Source organism: Streptomyces sp. NPDC016640, from assembly GCF_043076215.1.
Classification (GTDB): domain Bacteria; phylum Actinomycetota; class Actinomycetes; order Streptomycetales; family Streptomycetaceae; genus Streptomyces.
In genome coordinates this window covers 74,174-91,336 of record NZ_JBIBRG010000014.1, presented here as the reverse complement: position 1 = coordinate 91,336, position 17,163 = coordinate 74,174, and the positions used below count along the sequence as shown (strand labels likewise).

At 74.7% G+C, this 17,163-nt stretch carries 4 protein-coding genes; all 4 read left to right on the top strand.

Features of this window, described 5'->3' with window-relative positions:
* The first annotated feature begins 8 nt into the window (after positions 1–8).
* The 4 genes from ACF07S_RS25915 to ACF07S_RS25900 all read left to right on the top strand — a co-directional run bounded on the left by ACF07S_RS25915 (position 9) and on the right by ACF07S_RS25900 (position 17,143).
* Complete coding sequence (locus ACF07S_RS25915; protein WP_391965908.1) at positions 9–1,358, top strand: lysine N(6)-hydroxylase/L-ornithine N(5)-oxygenase family protein; 1,350 nt, start codon at positions 9–11, stop codon at positions 1,356–1,358.
* A gap of 101 nt (positions 1,359–1,459) precedes the next feature.
* Positions 1,460–2,515 carry an iron-siderophore ABC transporter substrate-binding protein gene (locus tag ACF07S_RS25910; protein ID WP_391965909.1) on the top strand — a complete coding sequence of 352 codons (1,056 nt, stop codon included), beginning with the start codon at positions 1,460–1,462 and terminating at the stop codon, positions 2,513–2,515.
* Between the two features lie 163 nt (positions 2,516–2,678).
* Entirely contained in the window at positions 2,679–16,937 is a 14,259-nt protein-coding gene (locus tag ACF07S_RS25905; RefSeq protein ID WP_391975224.1) for an amino acid adenylation domain-containing protein, read from the top strand.
* Positions 16,934–17,143: an MbtH family protein gene (locus ACF07S_RS25900; protein WP_391965911.1), complete on the top strand. Its 210-nt coding sequence runs from the start codon at positions 16,934–16,936 to the stop codon at positions 17,141–17,143. Before ACF07S_RS25905 ends, ACF07S_RS25900 begins: the two co-directional genes overlap by 4 nt.
* Positions 17,144–17,163 lie beyond the last annotated feature (20 nt).

Sequence of the window (17,163 nt, the reverse complement as noted above, 5' to 3'; positions counted from 1 at the left end):
GGAGTGACATGGCTCAGGTTCTTCCCGGCGACGCACCTCTGGTCCACGACCTCATAGGCATCGGCTTCGGGCCGTCCAACGTGGCCCTGGCGATCGCGCTCAGCGAGCACAACGCACGTGCCGGAAGGCGGGACGCGGTCACCGCCCACTTCTTCGAGCTCCAGCCGGCCTTCGGCTGGCACCGGGGCATGCTGATCGACGACGCGACGATGCAGGTGTCCTTCCTCAAGGACCTGGTGACCCTCCGCAACCCGACCAGCGAATTCAGCTTCCTGAGCTATCTGCAGAGCAAGGGACGGCTGATCGACTTCGTCAACCACAAGAACTTCTTCCCGCTGCGCAGGGAGTTCCACGACTACTTCGAGTGGGCGGCGGCGAAGGTCGACGACATGGTCTCCTACGGCCACGAGGTCGTCGCCGTGGAACCCGTCCTGCGCGAGGGCGTGGTCGAGTACCTGGACGTGACGGCACGGTCGGGGGACGGGCTCGTGGTGCACCGGGCCCGCAACCTGGTCATCGGCACCGGACTGCGTCCGCGCATGCCGGAGGGGGTCGAACGCTCCGACCGCGTCTGGCACAACTCCGACCTGCTCGCCAAGGTGGACGCCCTGGAGGACACGCACCCCTCCCGCTTCATCGTCGTCGGTGCCGGTCAGAGCGCCGCCGAGAACGTGGCCTACCTGCACCGCCGCTTCCCCGCTGCCGAGGTGCACGCCGTCTTCTCCCGCTACGGCTACAGCCCCGCCGACGACAGCCACTTCGCCAACCGCATCTTCGACCCCGAGGCGGTGGACGAGTACTTCGCCGCCCCCGAGGACGTCAAACGCAAGCTGATGGGCTATCACGGGAACACCAACTACTCGGTGGTCGACATCGATCTCATCGAGGACCTGTACCGGCGGGTGTACCAGGAGAAGGTGCTGGGCACCGAACGGCTCCGCTTCCACAACGTCTCCCGGCTCGCCGGCGTCGTCGAGACACCGGAGAAGGTGCGGGCCACCGTCGTCTCCCTCGTCACCGGCGAGCGGACCGCCCTCGACGCCGACGTCATCGTCTACGGCACGGGGTACCTGCCCGCCGACGGCCTGGCCCTCCTCGGCGAGACCGCCGGCCTCTGCCACCGCGACGACGAGGGACGTGTCCGCGTCGAGCGGGACTACCGCGTGGCGGCCCGGCCCGAACTGCGCTGCGGCATCTACCTGCAGGGCGGCACCGAGCACACCCACGGCATCACCTCGTCGCTGCTGTCCAACATCGCGATCCGGGTCGGCGACATCCTGGACTCGGTCCTCGACCGTGGCCCGGCCTCCTCCGGCCTGCCCCGTCCCCTCACCGACGGCATCGGCACCTCCCGGTAGACCGGTCCGCCGAGGTCCGGCCCCCACACCGCCGCGCACCGCCCGGGTCGTCGCACCCGGCAGGCGCGGCACCCCTGTGAAACCCCGTGAAAGGAACCAACGTGTCCACTGGAACACGCCGCGCGCCGACGCGGACCGCCGCACTCCGCACGAGGACGGCGGTGGCCGCCGTCGCCGCGCTCGTTCTGACCGCCTGTGGGGGCGGGACCGGCGACTCCTCCTCGGCGAAGGACGCTTCGTCCCCGGCCGGGGCGGGCGCCCGGTCCGCGGCGTTCCCGGTCACCGTCGCGCACAAGTACGGCAGCACCACCATCGAGAAGGAGCCGGAGCGGATCGTCACGCTCGGCCTGTCGGACCAGGACGCGGTCCTGGCACTCGGCGTCAAGCCGGTCGGCGCCGTCGACTGGTTCAAGGAGAAGCCGTACGGCAAGTGGCCCTGGACCAAGGACCTCTGGGGCTCCGACACGCCCGAGATCGTCGGCGAACGCGACGAGTACAACATGGAGAAGATCGCCGCCCTCGAGCCCGACCTGGTCATCGCCCAGTACTCCGGCATGAAGAAGGAGCAGTACGACACGCTCTCGCAGTTCACCAAGGTCGTCGCCCAGCCCAGGGACCACCCGGACTACGGTGCGCCCTGGGAGACGACGACCCGCCGGATCGCCACCTCCCTGGGCAAGGAGAAGCAGGCCGAGAAGCTGATCAGGGGCATCGGCGCCCGGTTCGAGGCGGTCCGCGAGGAGCACCCCGAGTTCGCCGGCCTGACCCTGGCCGTCGCCGACAGCTTCGAGGCCGGAAAGTACTCGGCGTTCACCGGGACCGACCCCAAGGCGATCTTCTTCGAGGAACTCGGCTTCAAGCTGAAGCCGGAGATCGACAGGCTGGCCAAGCCCGGCTGGAACGTCGCCGAACTCAGCGCGGAGAAGCTCGACGTGCTCGACGCCGACCGCCTGGTCTGGGTCACCTCCGGCACCGACGCCGACGACCGCATCAAGGCGGAGGCGTTGTACAGGAAGCTGAAGGTCAGCCAGGAGGAGCGCGACCTGTTCGTGCCCTACCAGGACCCGGACGTCGGCGCGGCGTTCTCCTTCAACACCGTCCTGTCGATCCCGTACGCGATCGAGGAGATCACCCCGCTGCTCACGGCCATCGAGTAGGGCCCGCGGGAAACACGGTTGTCCCCTCGCGGCCCGGCCCCGGGGGCGAGAGCCCGCCGACGCGCACCGCGGGGGCCGGGCGGCGGACCGACGCGCCCGCCGCCGGACTCCGCACCGTCCCACGACCGCTCACCGACGCACATCAGGGAAGGGCTCTCCTACGATGTTTGACGCCGAGTCGGACCGGACGACCGAGGCCGCGATGCCCCTGACGGGCGGGCAGTCCGGCATCTGGCTCGCCCAGCAGATCGAGCCGGACAGCTCGGCCTACACCCTCGCCTTCGTCCTCGAACTGCGCGGCGGCGTCGACCCCGTACGCCTGGCGGCCTCGGTCCGCCGGGCCGTCGCGGAGGCCGAGGCCCTCCACGTGCGCGTCACCACCGACGGGGACGGGCCGCGGCAGACGGTCCTGCGGGCCCCCGTCGACGTGCCCGTCCTCGACCTCCGCGACGAGACCGACCCGGTCCGGGCGGCCACCGCGTGGATGGACGCGGACCGCGACCGGCCCGCCGACCTCACGGGCGGTCCGCTGTTCGCCCAGGCCGTCATCCGGCTCACCGACGACCATGTGCTCTGGTACCAGCGCTACCACCACATCCTCGTCGACGGCATGGGCGTCGCCCTCATCACACGCCGCGCCGGTGAGCTCTACACGCGCGGCGAGCGGGCGCCCGCCGCCGACGACCGGTCGCTGTCCCGCCTGGTCGCCGCCGACCAGGCCTACCGTGCCTCCGGACGGCACCGCGCGGACCGCGCCCACTGGCTCGACCGGATGTCCGGCCGCCCGGAGCCCGTGCGCCTGCTCGAGCGCGCCCCGGCGCCGATGACGCGGCGCAGAAGGCGCTCCACCCTGCTCGACGCACGGACCACCGCCCGGCTGGACGCCGCCGCCCGCGGCGCGGGCGTCCGGCTCTCCCGCCTGCTGGTCACCGCCGTCGCCGCCTACCTGCACCGGGTCAGCGGCGCACCGGACCTGGTCCTCGGCCTGCCGGTCACCGCCCGCCCGGACGCGGCGACGGCGACCGTGCCGGGCATGGTGTCCAACGTCGTACCCCTGCGGGTGCCCGTCCGCCCGCACACGACCGGAGCCGAACTCGCCGCCGCCGTGGCGCGGATCGTCGCCGAGGCCGTCGAACACGGGCGCTACCGGGCCGAGGACCTGGCCCGCGACCTCGGACTGGCCGGCGGAGTGGCCGAACTGGTCGGGCCGACGGTCAACGTCCTCCCCGGCACCGCCGACCTGCCCTTCGCCGACCACGCCGCCGAACTCCACCCGGTGTGGCTCGGCCCGGCCGCCGACCTGGCCTTCACCTTCGCCCAGGCACCGGACGGACAGGGCATCCGGGTCCACCTCGACGCCGACGCCCAGGTCTGCGGCGAACCCGCACTGCGCGCGCACGAGCGCCGCTTCCTCACCCTGCTGGACACCCTGGCCGGGGACCTCCACCTGCCCCTCGGACGCATCGACCTCACCGACGGCGACGAGCGGCGCAGGCTGCTCGCCGAGTTCGGCGTGTCACCGCGCGAGGTGCCCGAACTGAGCTGGCCCGCCGCCTTCGAGCGGCAGGTCCACCGGGCGCCCGACGCCGTCGCGCTCGTCTGCGAGGACCGGGAACTGACGTACGCCGAGCTGAACGCCGACGCCAACCGGCTCGCCCGCCTCCTGGTCTCCCGCGGGGTGCGGGCCGAGGACGTGGTCGCCGTGGCCCTGCCCCGCTCGCCCGAACTCGTCGTCTGCCTGCTCGCCGTGCTGAAGACCGGCGCCGCCCACCTCCCCCTGGACGCCGACCACCCGCGGGACCGCATCGCCCACATGCTGTCCGACGCGGGGGCACGCACCGTCGTCACCGTGCACGCCCTGTCCGGGGAACTGCCCGCCGCCCCCGCGGTCACCCGCGTCCTGCTCGACGACCCGGCCACCACGCGGGAGCACGCCGCCCAGGACGCGTCGGACCTCTCCCTGCCGATCCCGCTCGACCGGGCCGCGTACGTCATCTACACCTCGGGCTCCACCGGCCGGCCCAAGGGCGTGGTCGTCACCCACGACGGCGTCGGCAGCCTCATCGCCACCGCCACCGACCGCATCGGCGTCGACCCGGGCAGCCGCGTCCTGCAGTTCGCCTCCGCCGGCTTCGACGTGACCGTCTGGGACCTGATCATGTCCCTGTGCGTGGGCGGACGGATCATCGTCGTCCCCGCCGAGCGCCGCGTCGCCGGGCCCGCCCTCACCGACTACATCGCCGAGCACCGCGCCACCCACATGATCCTGCCGCCGTCGCTGGTCTCCGCGCTGCCGCGGGACTGCGAACTGCCCCACGGCGCCGTCCTCGTCGTCGGCACCGAGGCGGTTCCCGGCGAGCTGATCTCCCGCTGGGCGGGACGGGTGAAGGTCGTCGTCGCCTACGGTCTCACCGAGGCCAGCGTCAACTCCACGCTCTGGCCCGCCGAACCCGGCCGGCCGGGGCCCGCCCCCATCGGCCGCCCCGACCCCAACACCCGCGCCTACGTGCTGGACGCGGCGCTGCGCCCGGTCCCCGTGGGCGCCGAGGGCGAGTTGTACGTCGCCGGGCGCGGACTGGCCCGCGGCTACCTCGGCAGGGCCGCGCTGACCTCGGAACGCTTCGTCGCCGACCCGTTCGGCCCGCCCGGCACCCGCATGTACCGCACCGGCGACCGGGTGCGCTGGGCCGCCGACGGAAACCTGGAGTTCCTCGGCCGCGCGGACGGCCAGCTGAAGATCCGGGGCCACCGGATCGAACCCGGCGAGGTCGAGAGCGCCTTCATGGCCTGCCCCGGCATCGCCCAGGCCGCGGTCCTCCCGCGTGAGGACCACCGGGGTGTCACCCGCCTGGTCGCCTACCTCGTCCCGGCGGCCGGGGGCGCGGACGCCGACGCCGCCGTGACGGCCGCGCGGGCCCGAGTGGGTGACCGGCTGCCGGACTTCATGGTGCCGTCGGCCGTCGTCGTCATCGACGGCCCCCTCCCGCTGACACCCAACGGCAAGCTCGACAGCCGCGCCCTGCCCGCCCCCCGCTGGACCGCCCTGAGCGGGGCGGACGCGCCCACCACCCCGGCCGAGACCACCCTCGCCGGCCTGTTCGCCGACGTCCTCGGCATGCCGTCGGCCGGCGTCCACGACAGCTTCTTCGAACTGGGCGGCGACAGCATCGTCGCGATCCGGCTCGTCAACCGCGCCCGCGCGGCCGGACTGGCGATCACCCCCCGGGACGTGTTCCGGCAACGGACCGTGGCGGCGCTCGCCCGCGCCGCCGACCAGGCCACGCCCGCCACGACGCCCGCACCCCCGGCGCGCCTGGACGAGGACGCCCTTCCGGTCTCCCCGCTCCAGGAGGGCTTCTTCTTCCACGCGCGCTACGACACCGGCGCCGACGACCCCTATCTCGTCCAGCAACTCCTCGACCTCGCGGGCCCGGTCGACCCGGAACGGCTGCGCCGGACACTGCAACTGCTGCTCGACCGGCACCCGTTGCTGCGGGCCTCGTTCCGCCAGCTGCCCGACGGCCGGGTCGTCCAGCGACTCGCGGAGCACCTGAGCCTGCCGTGGCGGGAGACCGACACCACCCGGGCCGCACTGGACGGCATACTGGCGGCGGACCGCGCCGAACGGTTCGACCTCGCCCGGCCTCCGCTGCTGCGGGCCACCCTGATCCGGGACGGCCGTCGCCACCGGCTCCTGCTCACCCTGCACCACATCATCGCCGACGGCTGGTCGCTCTCCGTCCTGCGGCGCGAACTGCTCGCCGCCCACCGGGGCGAGAACCTGCCGGAGCCCTTCGCCCCGCGCCCCTACCTGGCCTGGCTGGCCGGCCGGGACCGCGACGCGGCGCGCGCGGCGTGGCAGGGGGCGCTCGACGGGCTGCCGGGGCCGACCCGGCTCGCCGGCTCCCGCACCGCGGCGGCCGACGGGGACATGGCGCCCGCCCGGCCGGATCACCTCGACGTCCGGATGCCCGACGCCCTCACCGCCGACCTGACCGCCTGCGCCCGTGCCCACGGCCTCACCCTGAGCACCGTCGTCCACGGCCTGTGGGGGCTGCTCCTCGGCGGCCTGACCGGCGGCCGGGACGTCGTGTTCGGCACCACGGTGTCCGGGCGGGGCACCGGAGCCGCCGACCTGGACCGTGCCGTCGGCCTGTTCATCAACACCGTCCCAACCCGCGTGCGCCCGCGGCCCGACGAATCGCTCGCCGGGCTGCTGCGGCGCGTGCAGGACGACCACGCGGCCCTGCTCGACCACCACCACCTCGGTCTCGCCGACATCCAGCGGACCGCGGGCGGCGGCGAACTGTTCGACACCCTCGTCGTGTTCGAGAACCACCCGACCGCCGACCCGGCGCCCGACCACGGTGCGGACACCCTCGGCATCACGGGCGTCGACGTGCGTGACACGGTGCACTACCCCCTCGCGCTGATCGTCGAGCCGGAGGGCGGCCGGCTGCGGCTGCGGTTCAAGCACGACGCGGCACGGATCGACCGGCCGGTCGTGACCGACATCGCCGACCGGTTCCTGGCACTCGCACGCACCCTGGCGTCCGACCCCGGCCGCACGGTCGCCCGCACCGGCCTGCTCTCCCACCGCGAGCAGCGGCGCCTCACCGAACTCAACGCCACCGCGCACCCCGTGCCCCACGCCACCCTGGCCACCCTGTTCACCCAACAGGCGGCGCGCACCCCCGACGCCACGGCGCTCGTCTTCGAGGACGTCACGCTCACCTACGCCGAACTCGACCGGCGCGCCGAGGCACTGGCCCGGCGGCTGCGGGCGCGCGGCGCGGGCCCCGAGCGGTTCGTCGCCGTCGCCGTGCCACGGTCGGCGGAACTGGTGACCGCGCTGCTGGGCGTCCTCAAGGCGGGCGCCGCCTATCTGCCCGTCGACCTCGACTACCCGGCCGAGCGGGTCGCGTTCATGCTCCGCGACTCCGGGGCGCGCACCGTCGTGACCACCGCCGAAGCCGCCGGGCGGCTGCCGGAGGTACCGGAGCTCCAGCGCCTGCTCGCCGACGCCGACGAGGACGTCCCCGCCACCCGGGCGGAGCCCGCCGGCCCCGACCACCCCGCCTACCTGATCTACACCTCCGGCTCCACCGGACGCCCCAAGGGCGTGGTGGTCACCCACCGGGCGATCGTCAACCGCCTCGCCTGGATGCAGGGCGCCTACGGGCTCGCCGCCGACGACCGGGTGCTGCAGAAGACGCCGTCCAGTTTCGACGTGTCGGTGTGGGAGTTCTTCTGGCCCCTGGCCGAAGGCGCCACCCTCGTCCTGGCCCGCCCCGAGGGCCACCGCGACCCTGTCTACCTGGCCGGTCTCCTGCGCACCCGGCGCATCACCACGCTGCACTTCGTGCCGTCGATGCTGGCCGCGTTCCTCCGGGTCGTGGAGACGGGGGCGGGCGGACCCGACTGGGCGGCGAGCCTGCGCCGCGTCTTCTGCAGCGGCGAGGCGCTCACCGGCGCGGACGCGGCCCGCTGGCGGGACCTCACCGCCCGCCGCGGACGCGGCCCGGTCCCGCTGCACAACCTCTACGGCCCCACCGAGGCCGCCGTGGACGTGACGTACTTCCCGTACGACGGGGGCGCCGAGGTCACCGTGCCGATCGGCCGGCCGGTGTGGAACACCAGGCTCCACGTGCTCGACGCCTTCCTGCGCCCGGTGCCCGACGGGGTGCCCGGCGAACTCCATCTCGGCGGAGTCCAGCTGGCGCGCGCCTACCACGACCGTCCCGGACCGACCGCCGAGCGGTTCGTCGCCGACCCCTTCGGGGCGCCCGGCGCACGCATGTACCGCACCGGGGACCTGGTCCGGCGCCGCCCCGACGGCACCGTCGTCTACCTCGGGCGCACCGACCGGCAGCTCAAGATCCGCGGCAACCGGGTCGAACCGGGGGAGATCGAGGCCGCGCTGCGCGCGCTGCCGGGAGTAGCCCGGGCGGCCGTGACCGCCTGCGGCACCACGCTGACCGGATACGCCGTACCCGCGCCCGGCGCGGGTCCGCCGGACCCCGGGGCGCTGCGCGCGGCGCTCGCGGACGCCCTGCCCGCGGCGATGGTGCCGGGCGCCGTCGTCGTGATCGACGAACTGCCGCTGACCCCGAGCGGCAAGCTCGACGTCGACGCGCTGCCCGCGCCGTCCGTCGCCCCCGCGGCCGGCGGGCGCGCCCCCGCCGACGAGCGGGAGCGCGCCCTGTGCGACATCTTCGCCACCGTGCTCGGCGTGCCCGGCACCGGCCCCGACGACGACTTCTTCACCCTCGGCGGGGACAGCCTCACCTCCATCGCCGTCTCCACCCGGGCCAGGGAGCACGGACTCGCCATCGGCCCGCGCGACGTGTTCGAGTGCCGCACCCCCGCCGCACTCGCCGCCGCGGCCGGCCCGGTCGCCTCGGGACACGACGCCCGCGACACGCCACCGTCCACCGCGGCCGCCCCCGCCGTGAGCCTGCCGGCCACCGAGGCCGGGCAGGCCGCGGCCGCCCTGAGGGACGTACTGGCCCGGCAGGAGCGGTCCGGGGCCGCGGTCGATCCCGCCCTGCGCGCCCTGCTGGCCCAGCTCACCACGGGGGCCGGCACCCCACCGCCCCCCGGACCCCCCGTCCCGCCGGCCGGCCCCGGGCTCACCGCCGAGGAGACCGCCCGGGTCGAGGCCGCGGCCGGTGCCGCGGGGGTCGCGGACATCTGGCCGCTGTCCCCGCTGCAGGAAGGCATGTACTTCCACGCCACCTACGACGCCGGTGAGGCCCTCGACGTCTACCTCTCCCAGGAGACGCTGGACCTCGACCGCCGCGTGGACGCCGGCCGGCTGCGCGCCGCCTGCCGGTCGCTGCAGGCACGCAACACCGGCCTGCGCGCCGGGTTCCTCAGCGACGGCCTGTCCCGCCCCGTGCAGTTCATCGCGGACCGCGCCGAGATCCCGCTCGTCGAGCACGACCTGACCGGGCTGCCGGCCGGCGAACAGCGGGCCCGCACGGAGGAACTCCTCGCCGCCGACCGCCGCCGGCGCTTCGACCTGACCGCGCCGCCGCTCGCCCGCCTGCTCCTCCTCCACCTCGGCGACGGCCGGGACCGGCTGGTCGTCACCCACCACCTCATCCTGTGGGACGGCTGGTCCGCCTGGCTGTTCCTGGAGGAACTGTTCACCCTGTACGAGCGCGCCGGCGACGCCACCGGGCTGCCGGCCCCCGGCTCCTACCGGGACTACCTGACCTGGCTGGACCGGCAGGACACCGAGGCGGCCCTGACCGCGTGGCGCCGGGCGCTCGCCGGGTTCGACGAGCCGACCCTCGTCGCCCCGGCCGGGCGGGACGGCGGCCCCGTGATCCCGCAGGACTTCGACGCGACACTGAGCCGGGAGGCCGGCGACCGGCTGCGCACCGCGGCCCGACGGCACGGGATCACCCCGAACACCGTGCTGAACACCGCCTGGGCACTGGTGCTCTCGGCGCTGACCGGCCGCACCGACGTCGCCTTCGGGACGGCGGTGGCCGGACGGCCCGCGGACGTCCCCGACGCGGCCGGCATCATCGGCATGTTCCTCAACACCGTCCCGGCCCGCATCGCCTTCCGCCCCGGCGAACCCCTGCTCGACCTGGTGCGCAGAATCCAGTCCGAGCGCGCGGCGGTCATGCCGTACGAGTACCTGGGACTCGGCACCCTGCAGCAGGAGACCGGCCACCGCCGGCTGTTCGACACCCTGTTCGTGCTGCGCTCGGCCGACGGCGAGGAGCGGGCCGCCGCACTCCGGCAGCGGCACGGCATCACCGGCATGTCCAACGTGGACGGCACCCACTTCCCGCTCACCCTGATCGTCACCCCGGGAACGCGGCCGCGGGTGACCCTGGCGGCCCGTCCCGACCTGTTCGACGCCGGCACCGCGACAATGATCCTGGAGCGCTTCCAGACCGTACTGGGGCGGCTGGTCGACGCCCTCGCGGGACCGGACGCCGGCGCCGCCCGGACGGCAGGCGTCGACCTGCTGCTGCCGGCGGAGCGGGCCGCCCTGGCCGCCGCGCGGGAGACCTCCCGCGAACCGGTGCCCGACGACACCGTCGCCGACCTGCTCGCCGCCCAGACCGCCCGCACCCCGGACGCGGTGGCGGTGGTCTTCGGCGAACAGTCCCTGACCTACGCGGAGCTGGACGCCCGGATCAACCGGCTCGCCCGGCTGCTGCTCGCCCGGGGGGCCGGCCCCGAGCAGACCGTCGCGCTCGCCCTGCCCCGCTCTCCCGACATGGTCGCGGCCCTGTTCGCCGTGCTCCGCACCGGCGCCGCCTATCTGCCGCTCGACCTCGACCACCCCGCCGAACGGCTGCGCCTGATGGTGACCGACACCGGTCCCCTGTGCCTGGTCTCCACCACGGCCGTGGCCCCCGCCCTGCGCGACGGCACCGGACCGCTCGCGCCCGAACTGATCCTCGACGACCCCTGCGTGGCCGCCGAACTCGCCGCGCTCCCTCACGGCCCGGTCACCGACGCCGAGCGGCCGGCGTTCGCCCGCGGCGTGCCGGACCGGCTGGAACACCCGGCGTACATCATCTACACCTCCGGTTCCACCGGACGGCCCAAGGGCGTCGTCACCCCCTACCGCGGGCTGACGAACATGCAGCTCAACCACCAGCGGGAGATATTCGGCCCGGCCATCGCCTCCGCCGGGGGACGGCGGCTGCGGATCGCGCACACCGTCTCCTTCGCCTTCGACATGTCCTGGGAGGAACTGCTGTGGCTGGTCGAGGGCCACGAGGTGCACGTCTGTGACGAGGAACTGCGCCGGGACGCCGAGGCCCTGGTGGCCTACTGCGACCGGCACGGCGTCGACGTCGTCAACGTGACCCCGACCTATGCCCAGCTGCTCGTCGAGGAGGGCCTGCTCGAGCGGGACGACGCCGGGGGCAGGCACCGGCCCGCGCTGGTCCTGCTCGGCGGCGAGGCCGTCTCCGACACGGTGTGGACCTGGCTGCGCCGCACGGAGGGCACCTACGGCTACAACCTGTACGGGCCCACCGAGTACACGATCAACACCCTGGGCGGCTCCACCGCGGACAGCGCCACCCCGACCGTCGGCCTGCCCATCCGCAACACCCGCGCCCACGTCCTCGACACGATGCTCCGCCCGGTCCCGCCGGGCTGCCCCGGCGAGCTGTACATCGCCGGCACCGGACTGGCCCGCGGCTACCACGACCGTCCCGGCCTGACGGCGGAACGCTTCGTCGCCGACCCGTTCGGCGAGCCGGGCGAGCGCATGTACCGCACCGGCGACCTGGTCCGGCAACGGCCGGACGGTCTGCTGGACTTCCTCGGCCGCACCGACGACCAGGTGAAGATCCGCGGCTACCGCATCGAGCCGGCCGAGATCGCCGCCGCCCTGTCCGCACACCCCGGGGTCGCGCACGCCGCCGTCGTCGCGGCGCCGGCCGCCGGGACGAAACGGCTGGTCGGGTACGTGGTGCCGGAGGAAGGCACGGAAGCGGGGGAGGACCTGCTCCGGCGGCTCCGGGAACATCTGAAGGCGGGGCTCCCGGACTACATGGTCCCGTCCGCCCTCGTCCCGGTGGACACCCTGCCGCTGACCGTCAACGGCAAGCTCGACGTCAAGGCGCTGCCCGACCCCGGCCCCACCGGCACGGGCACCGCCCGGCCGCCCCGCACCCCGCACGAGGAGACGCTCCGCGCGCTCTTCGCCGACGTGCTGGGCCTGCCCCCCGAAGACATCGGCGTCGACAGCGACTTCTTCGACCTCGGCGGACACTCCCTGCTGGCCACCCGGCTGGTCAGCCGCGCCCGCGCCGCCCTCGACACCGAACTCGCCATCCGGGACCTCTTCGAGGCCCCCACGGTCGCCGAACTGGCCCGGCGCACCGCCCGCGCGGACACCCCCGCCCGCCCCGCGCCCACCGCCGGCGAACGCCCCGCCGAACTGCCGCTGTCCCACGCCCAGCAGCGGCTGTGGGTCGTCCAGCAGATCGAGTGCACCTCCGCCGCGTACAACTTCCCGCTGGTGGTACGGGTACGCGGGGCGCTCGACCGCACGGCGTGGCGCGCCGCCCTCACCGATGTGACGGCCCGCCACGAGGCGCTGCGCACCGTCTTCACCGAACGTGACGGCCGGGTCCACCAGCGCGTGCTGCCCGCCGACGGGGCCCGCCCGGTGGTGGAGCACCTGCGGGCCGCCGCGGACGAGGTGCCCGGCATCGTCGCCACCGCAATCGCCCGTCCGTTCGACCTCGCCCGCGAACTCCCCGTGCGGGCCACGCTGGTGGAGATCACGCCCGAGGACCACGTCGTCGTGCTGCTGCTGCACCACATCACCACCGACGAGTGGTCGGACCGCCCGTTCCTGCGCGACCTGGCCACCGCCTATCGCGCCCGCCTCGCCGGCCGGGCCCCGGACTGGCAGCCGCTGCCCGTCCAGTACGCCGACTACGCCCTGTGGCAGCGGCGGCTGCTCGGTGACCCCGCCGAGCCGGACAGCCTGGCCGCACGGCAACTGGCGTACTGGCGCACGACGCTGGCGGGAGCCCCCGAGGAACTCGAACTGCCCGCCGACCGGCCCCGGCCCGCGCGCCCGGCGTTCACCGGAGCCGCGCTGGACGTCGGGTTCGACACCGCGGTGCACGAAGGACTGCGGCGGCTCGCCCGGGACACCGGCGCCAGCATGTTCATGGTGGTGCACGCCGCCGTCGCCGCCCTGCTGCACCGCCTGGGCGCCGGGACGGACATCCCGCTCGGCGCACCCGTCGCGGGCCGCGGCGACCAGGCGCTGGACGACCTCGTGGGCTTCTTCGTCAACACGCTCGTGCTCCGGGCCGACCTCGGCGGGGACCCCACCTTCACCGAGTTGCTGGCCCGGATCCGCGAGACCGACCTGGCCGCCTTCTCCCACGCGGACGTGCCGTTCGAGTCGGTGGTGGAGACGGTCAACCCGGTCCGGTCGCTGTCCCGCAACCCGCTGTTCCAGGTGATGGTCGGCCACCACGTCCGCACGGGCGACGCGCTGGAACTGCCCGGACTGAGCGCGGAGTACCTGCCCTTCGAGGTCAGCTCGGCCAAGTTCGACCTGGTGCTCGGCTTCACCGAGCACCGGGGGACGGACGCCGGGCCGGGTTCGCTCCACTGCCGCCTGGAGTACGCCACCGAGCTGTTCGACCACGGGACCGCCGAACGGATCGGTGAACGGCTGCGCAGGCTCGTCGCCGCCCTGGCCGCCGCACCCGAACGGCCCCTCTCCCAGGCGGAGATCCTGTCCGCCGACGAACGGCGGCTGGTCCTGGAACGCTTCAACGACACCGACCGGGACGTCGAAGAAGCCTCCCTGCCCGACCAGTTCGCCCGGCGGCTGGCCGAGCGGCCCGACGCGGTCGCCGTCGTCGAGCGGTCCCGCACGGTGACGTACGCCCGGCTCGACGCGCGGGCCGACCGCATCGCGCGGTTCCTCGCCGCGCACGGCGTGGGGACCGAGAGCGTGGTCGGCGTGGCCGTGCCCTGCTCGGTCGACATGATCGCGACCGTGCTCGCCGCACTGAAGCTCGGCGCCGCGTTCCTGCCGCTGGACCTGGCGCACCCGGCCGACCGCCTCACCTACATGATCGAGGACTCGGGCGCCGCGCTCGTCGTCGGCAGCGAGCCGGTGGCCGGCAAGATCCCCGGCGTGCCCGGTGTCCCCGTGGTGCTGCTCGACGCCCCCGGCACCGTCACCGAGCTGGACCGGCTGCCCGGCACATCGCTGGACCGCGGTCCGATCGCGCTGGACGGTGCCGCGTACGTGATCTACACCTCCGGTTCGACGGGCCGGCCCAAGGGGGTCGTCGTCTCCCACGAGGGCGTCGCCAGCCTGGTCGCCACCGCCGTGGACCGGATGGGCCTGCGCCACGACAGCCGGGTGCTCCAGTTCGCCTCCGTCGGCTTCGACGTCTTCGTCTTCGAACTGGCCATGGCGCTGTGCCACGGCGGCCGGCTCGTACTGGTCCCCGAGGAGGCACGCGTCGCCGGACCGGCGCTCACCGACTTCCTCGCCGACCAGCGGATCACCCACATGATCCTGCCGCCGTCCCTCGTGTCGGCCCTGCCGCCCGGCTGCCGGCTGCCCGAAGGGTCCACCGTCCTGGTCGGCACCGAGACCGTCCCGCCGGACCTGTTCGAACGCTTCGGCGCCTCCGCCCACTTGATCTGCGCCTACGGTCTCACCGAGGCCACGGTCAACTCCACCCTGTGGTCCTCCCGGGAACACGGCGGCCGGCCGCCCGGCCGGGTCCCCATCGGCCGCCCGGACCCCAACACCCGTTGCTACGTGCTCGACGAGCACCTGCGCCCGGTCCCGCCGGGCGTGGCGGGGGAACTGTACGTCGCCGGGCGCGGACTGGCCCGCGGCTACCTCGGCAGGGCCGCGCCGACCTCCGAGCGGTTCGTCGCCGACCCGTTCGGGCCGCCCGGCGGCCGGATGTACCGCACCGGCGACCGCGCCCGCTGGCGGGCGGACGGCAACCTCGACTTCCTCGGCCGGGTGGACACCCAGGTGAAGATCCGCGGGTTCCGCATCGAACTCGGCGAGATCGAGGCCGTCCTCACCGGTCACCCCACGGTCGGCCAGGCCACCGTGACCGCCGACCGGGACGGGGACATCGTGCGCCTCGTCGGTTACGTCGTGCCCGAAGGCGGCGCGGAACCTGACCCGCAGGCGCTGCGCGCCCATGCCGCCGGGATGCTGCCCGAGTACATGGTCCCGGCCCTCGTCGTCCCGCTGGACGGACCCCTGCCGCTGACCCCCAACGGCAAGCTGGACCGCAGGGCGCTGCCCGCGCCGGACTGGTCCGCCATGACGGGCGACGCCCACCCCGCCACCGGGACGCAGGCCCGGCTCGCCGGGCTGTTCCGCGAGATCCTCGGACTGGACGGCATCGGCGTCCACGACGACTTCTTCGCGCTGGGCGGTCATTCGATGGCCGCGATGCGGCTGCTCGGCCGGATCCGCACCGAGTTCGGCGCGGAACTGAGCATCCGGGACGTCTTCGACGCACTGACCGTCGCCGGTCTCGCCACCAAGCTCGACGCCGCGGCCGCCGCCGGCCGGCCCGCGCTGCGCCCGGCCGCGCGCGGCGCCGCGGTCGACGCCGGCCGGCCCGTCGCGCCGGTCCAGCGCGCGCAGTGGGACGCCCACCGGCGCGACGCCCGCCACGACCACGCCCTGGTCCTGAGCTCCCCGGGCGGACTGGACGCCGCCGCGCTCGCCGCCGCGCTGGCCGATGTGACGGCCCGGCACCAGCCGCTGCGCACGGCGTTCACCGAACGCGACGGCACGGTGTTCCCCCGCGCGGTCGAACCCCCCGGCCTGGAGGTCGAGCGGTGCGCCGGCCTCGACCGGCGCCTGGCCGAGCTCACCGCCGAGGAGGCGGACCCGACGCGCCGGGCACCCTGGCGGGCCCGCCTGCTCACCGCCCCGGACGGCCGCCAGGCGGTCCTGCTGACCCTGCACTACCTCGCGGCGGACGAGTGGTCGGTGGTGCCCCTGCTGCGCGACCTGTCCACCGCGTACGCGGCCCGCTCCGAGCACCGGGAACCGGCGTGGGAGCCGCTGCCGGTGACGTACGCCGACTACACCCGCTGGGCCCACGACACGCTCGGCGACCTCGCCGACCCGGACAGCCGGGGCGGCCGGCAGCTCGACTACTGGCGGCGCACGCTGAAGGACGTCCCCCGTACGCTCGCCCTGCCGGCGGACGGGCCGCGGCCCGCCGGCACGGTCCGCCGGCACGCCGGCCATGTCGGCTTCGTGCTCGACGAGCGGCTGCACGCCGACGTGGACCGGCTGGCCCGGACCACCGGCACCAGCATGTTCATGGTGCTGCACTCCGCCCTGGCGGCCCTGCTCACCGCCCACGGCGCGGGCACCGACCTTCCCATCGGCACGGTGGTCGCGGGCCGCACCGACGACCGGCTCACCGATCTCGTCGGCTGCTTCCTCAACACGCTCGTGCTGCGCACCGACACGGCGGGCGATCCCGCCTTCTCCGAACTGCTGGCCCGGGTACGGGAGACGACGCTCGGCGCCCTCGACCGGCAGGACGTCCCGCTCGACGAGGTGGTTCGCGCCACCGGCCTGCCGCCCGGGGGACCCCAGGTCATGGTGGTCCACCACGAACAGGCCGACCTGGCACGGCTGGAGGGCGGACTGGGCACCCTGCGGGCCGTCCCCACCGGTACGGCGCGGGCGGAGCTGACCCTCGGCTTCCACGAGCCGCGCGGCGCCGGCCCGGTGCACTGCGCGCTCGTCCACGACACCGGCCTGCTCGGCGCGGCCACGGCGCGGCGGCTCGCCGACGGCCTCCTCGCCCTGCTGCGCAACGCGGCGGCCGACCCGGAACGACCCCTCTCCGAACTGAACACCACCCCGTCCACGAGGAGTGACCACGCATGACGACGAACCCGTTCGAGGACCCGCAGGGCCGGTTCCTGGTGCTGGTCAACGACGAGAACCAGCACTCGCTGTGGCCGTCCTTCGCGGAGGTGCCGGCCGGCTGGCGGGCGGCCTTCGGCGAGGACACCCGCGAAGCCTGCCTCGCCTACGTGGAGACCCACTGGACCGACTTGCGCCCCGCGAGCCTGGCGGCACGCCGGGACTGAGCCGCTCCGCGGACCGGCCG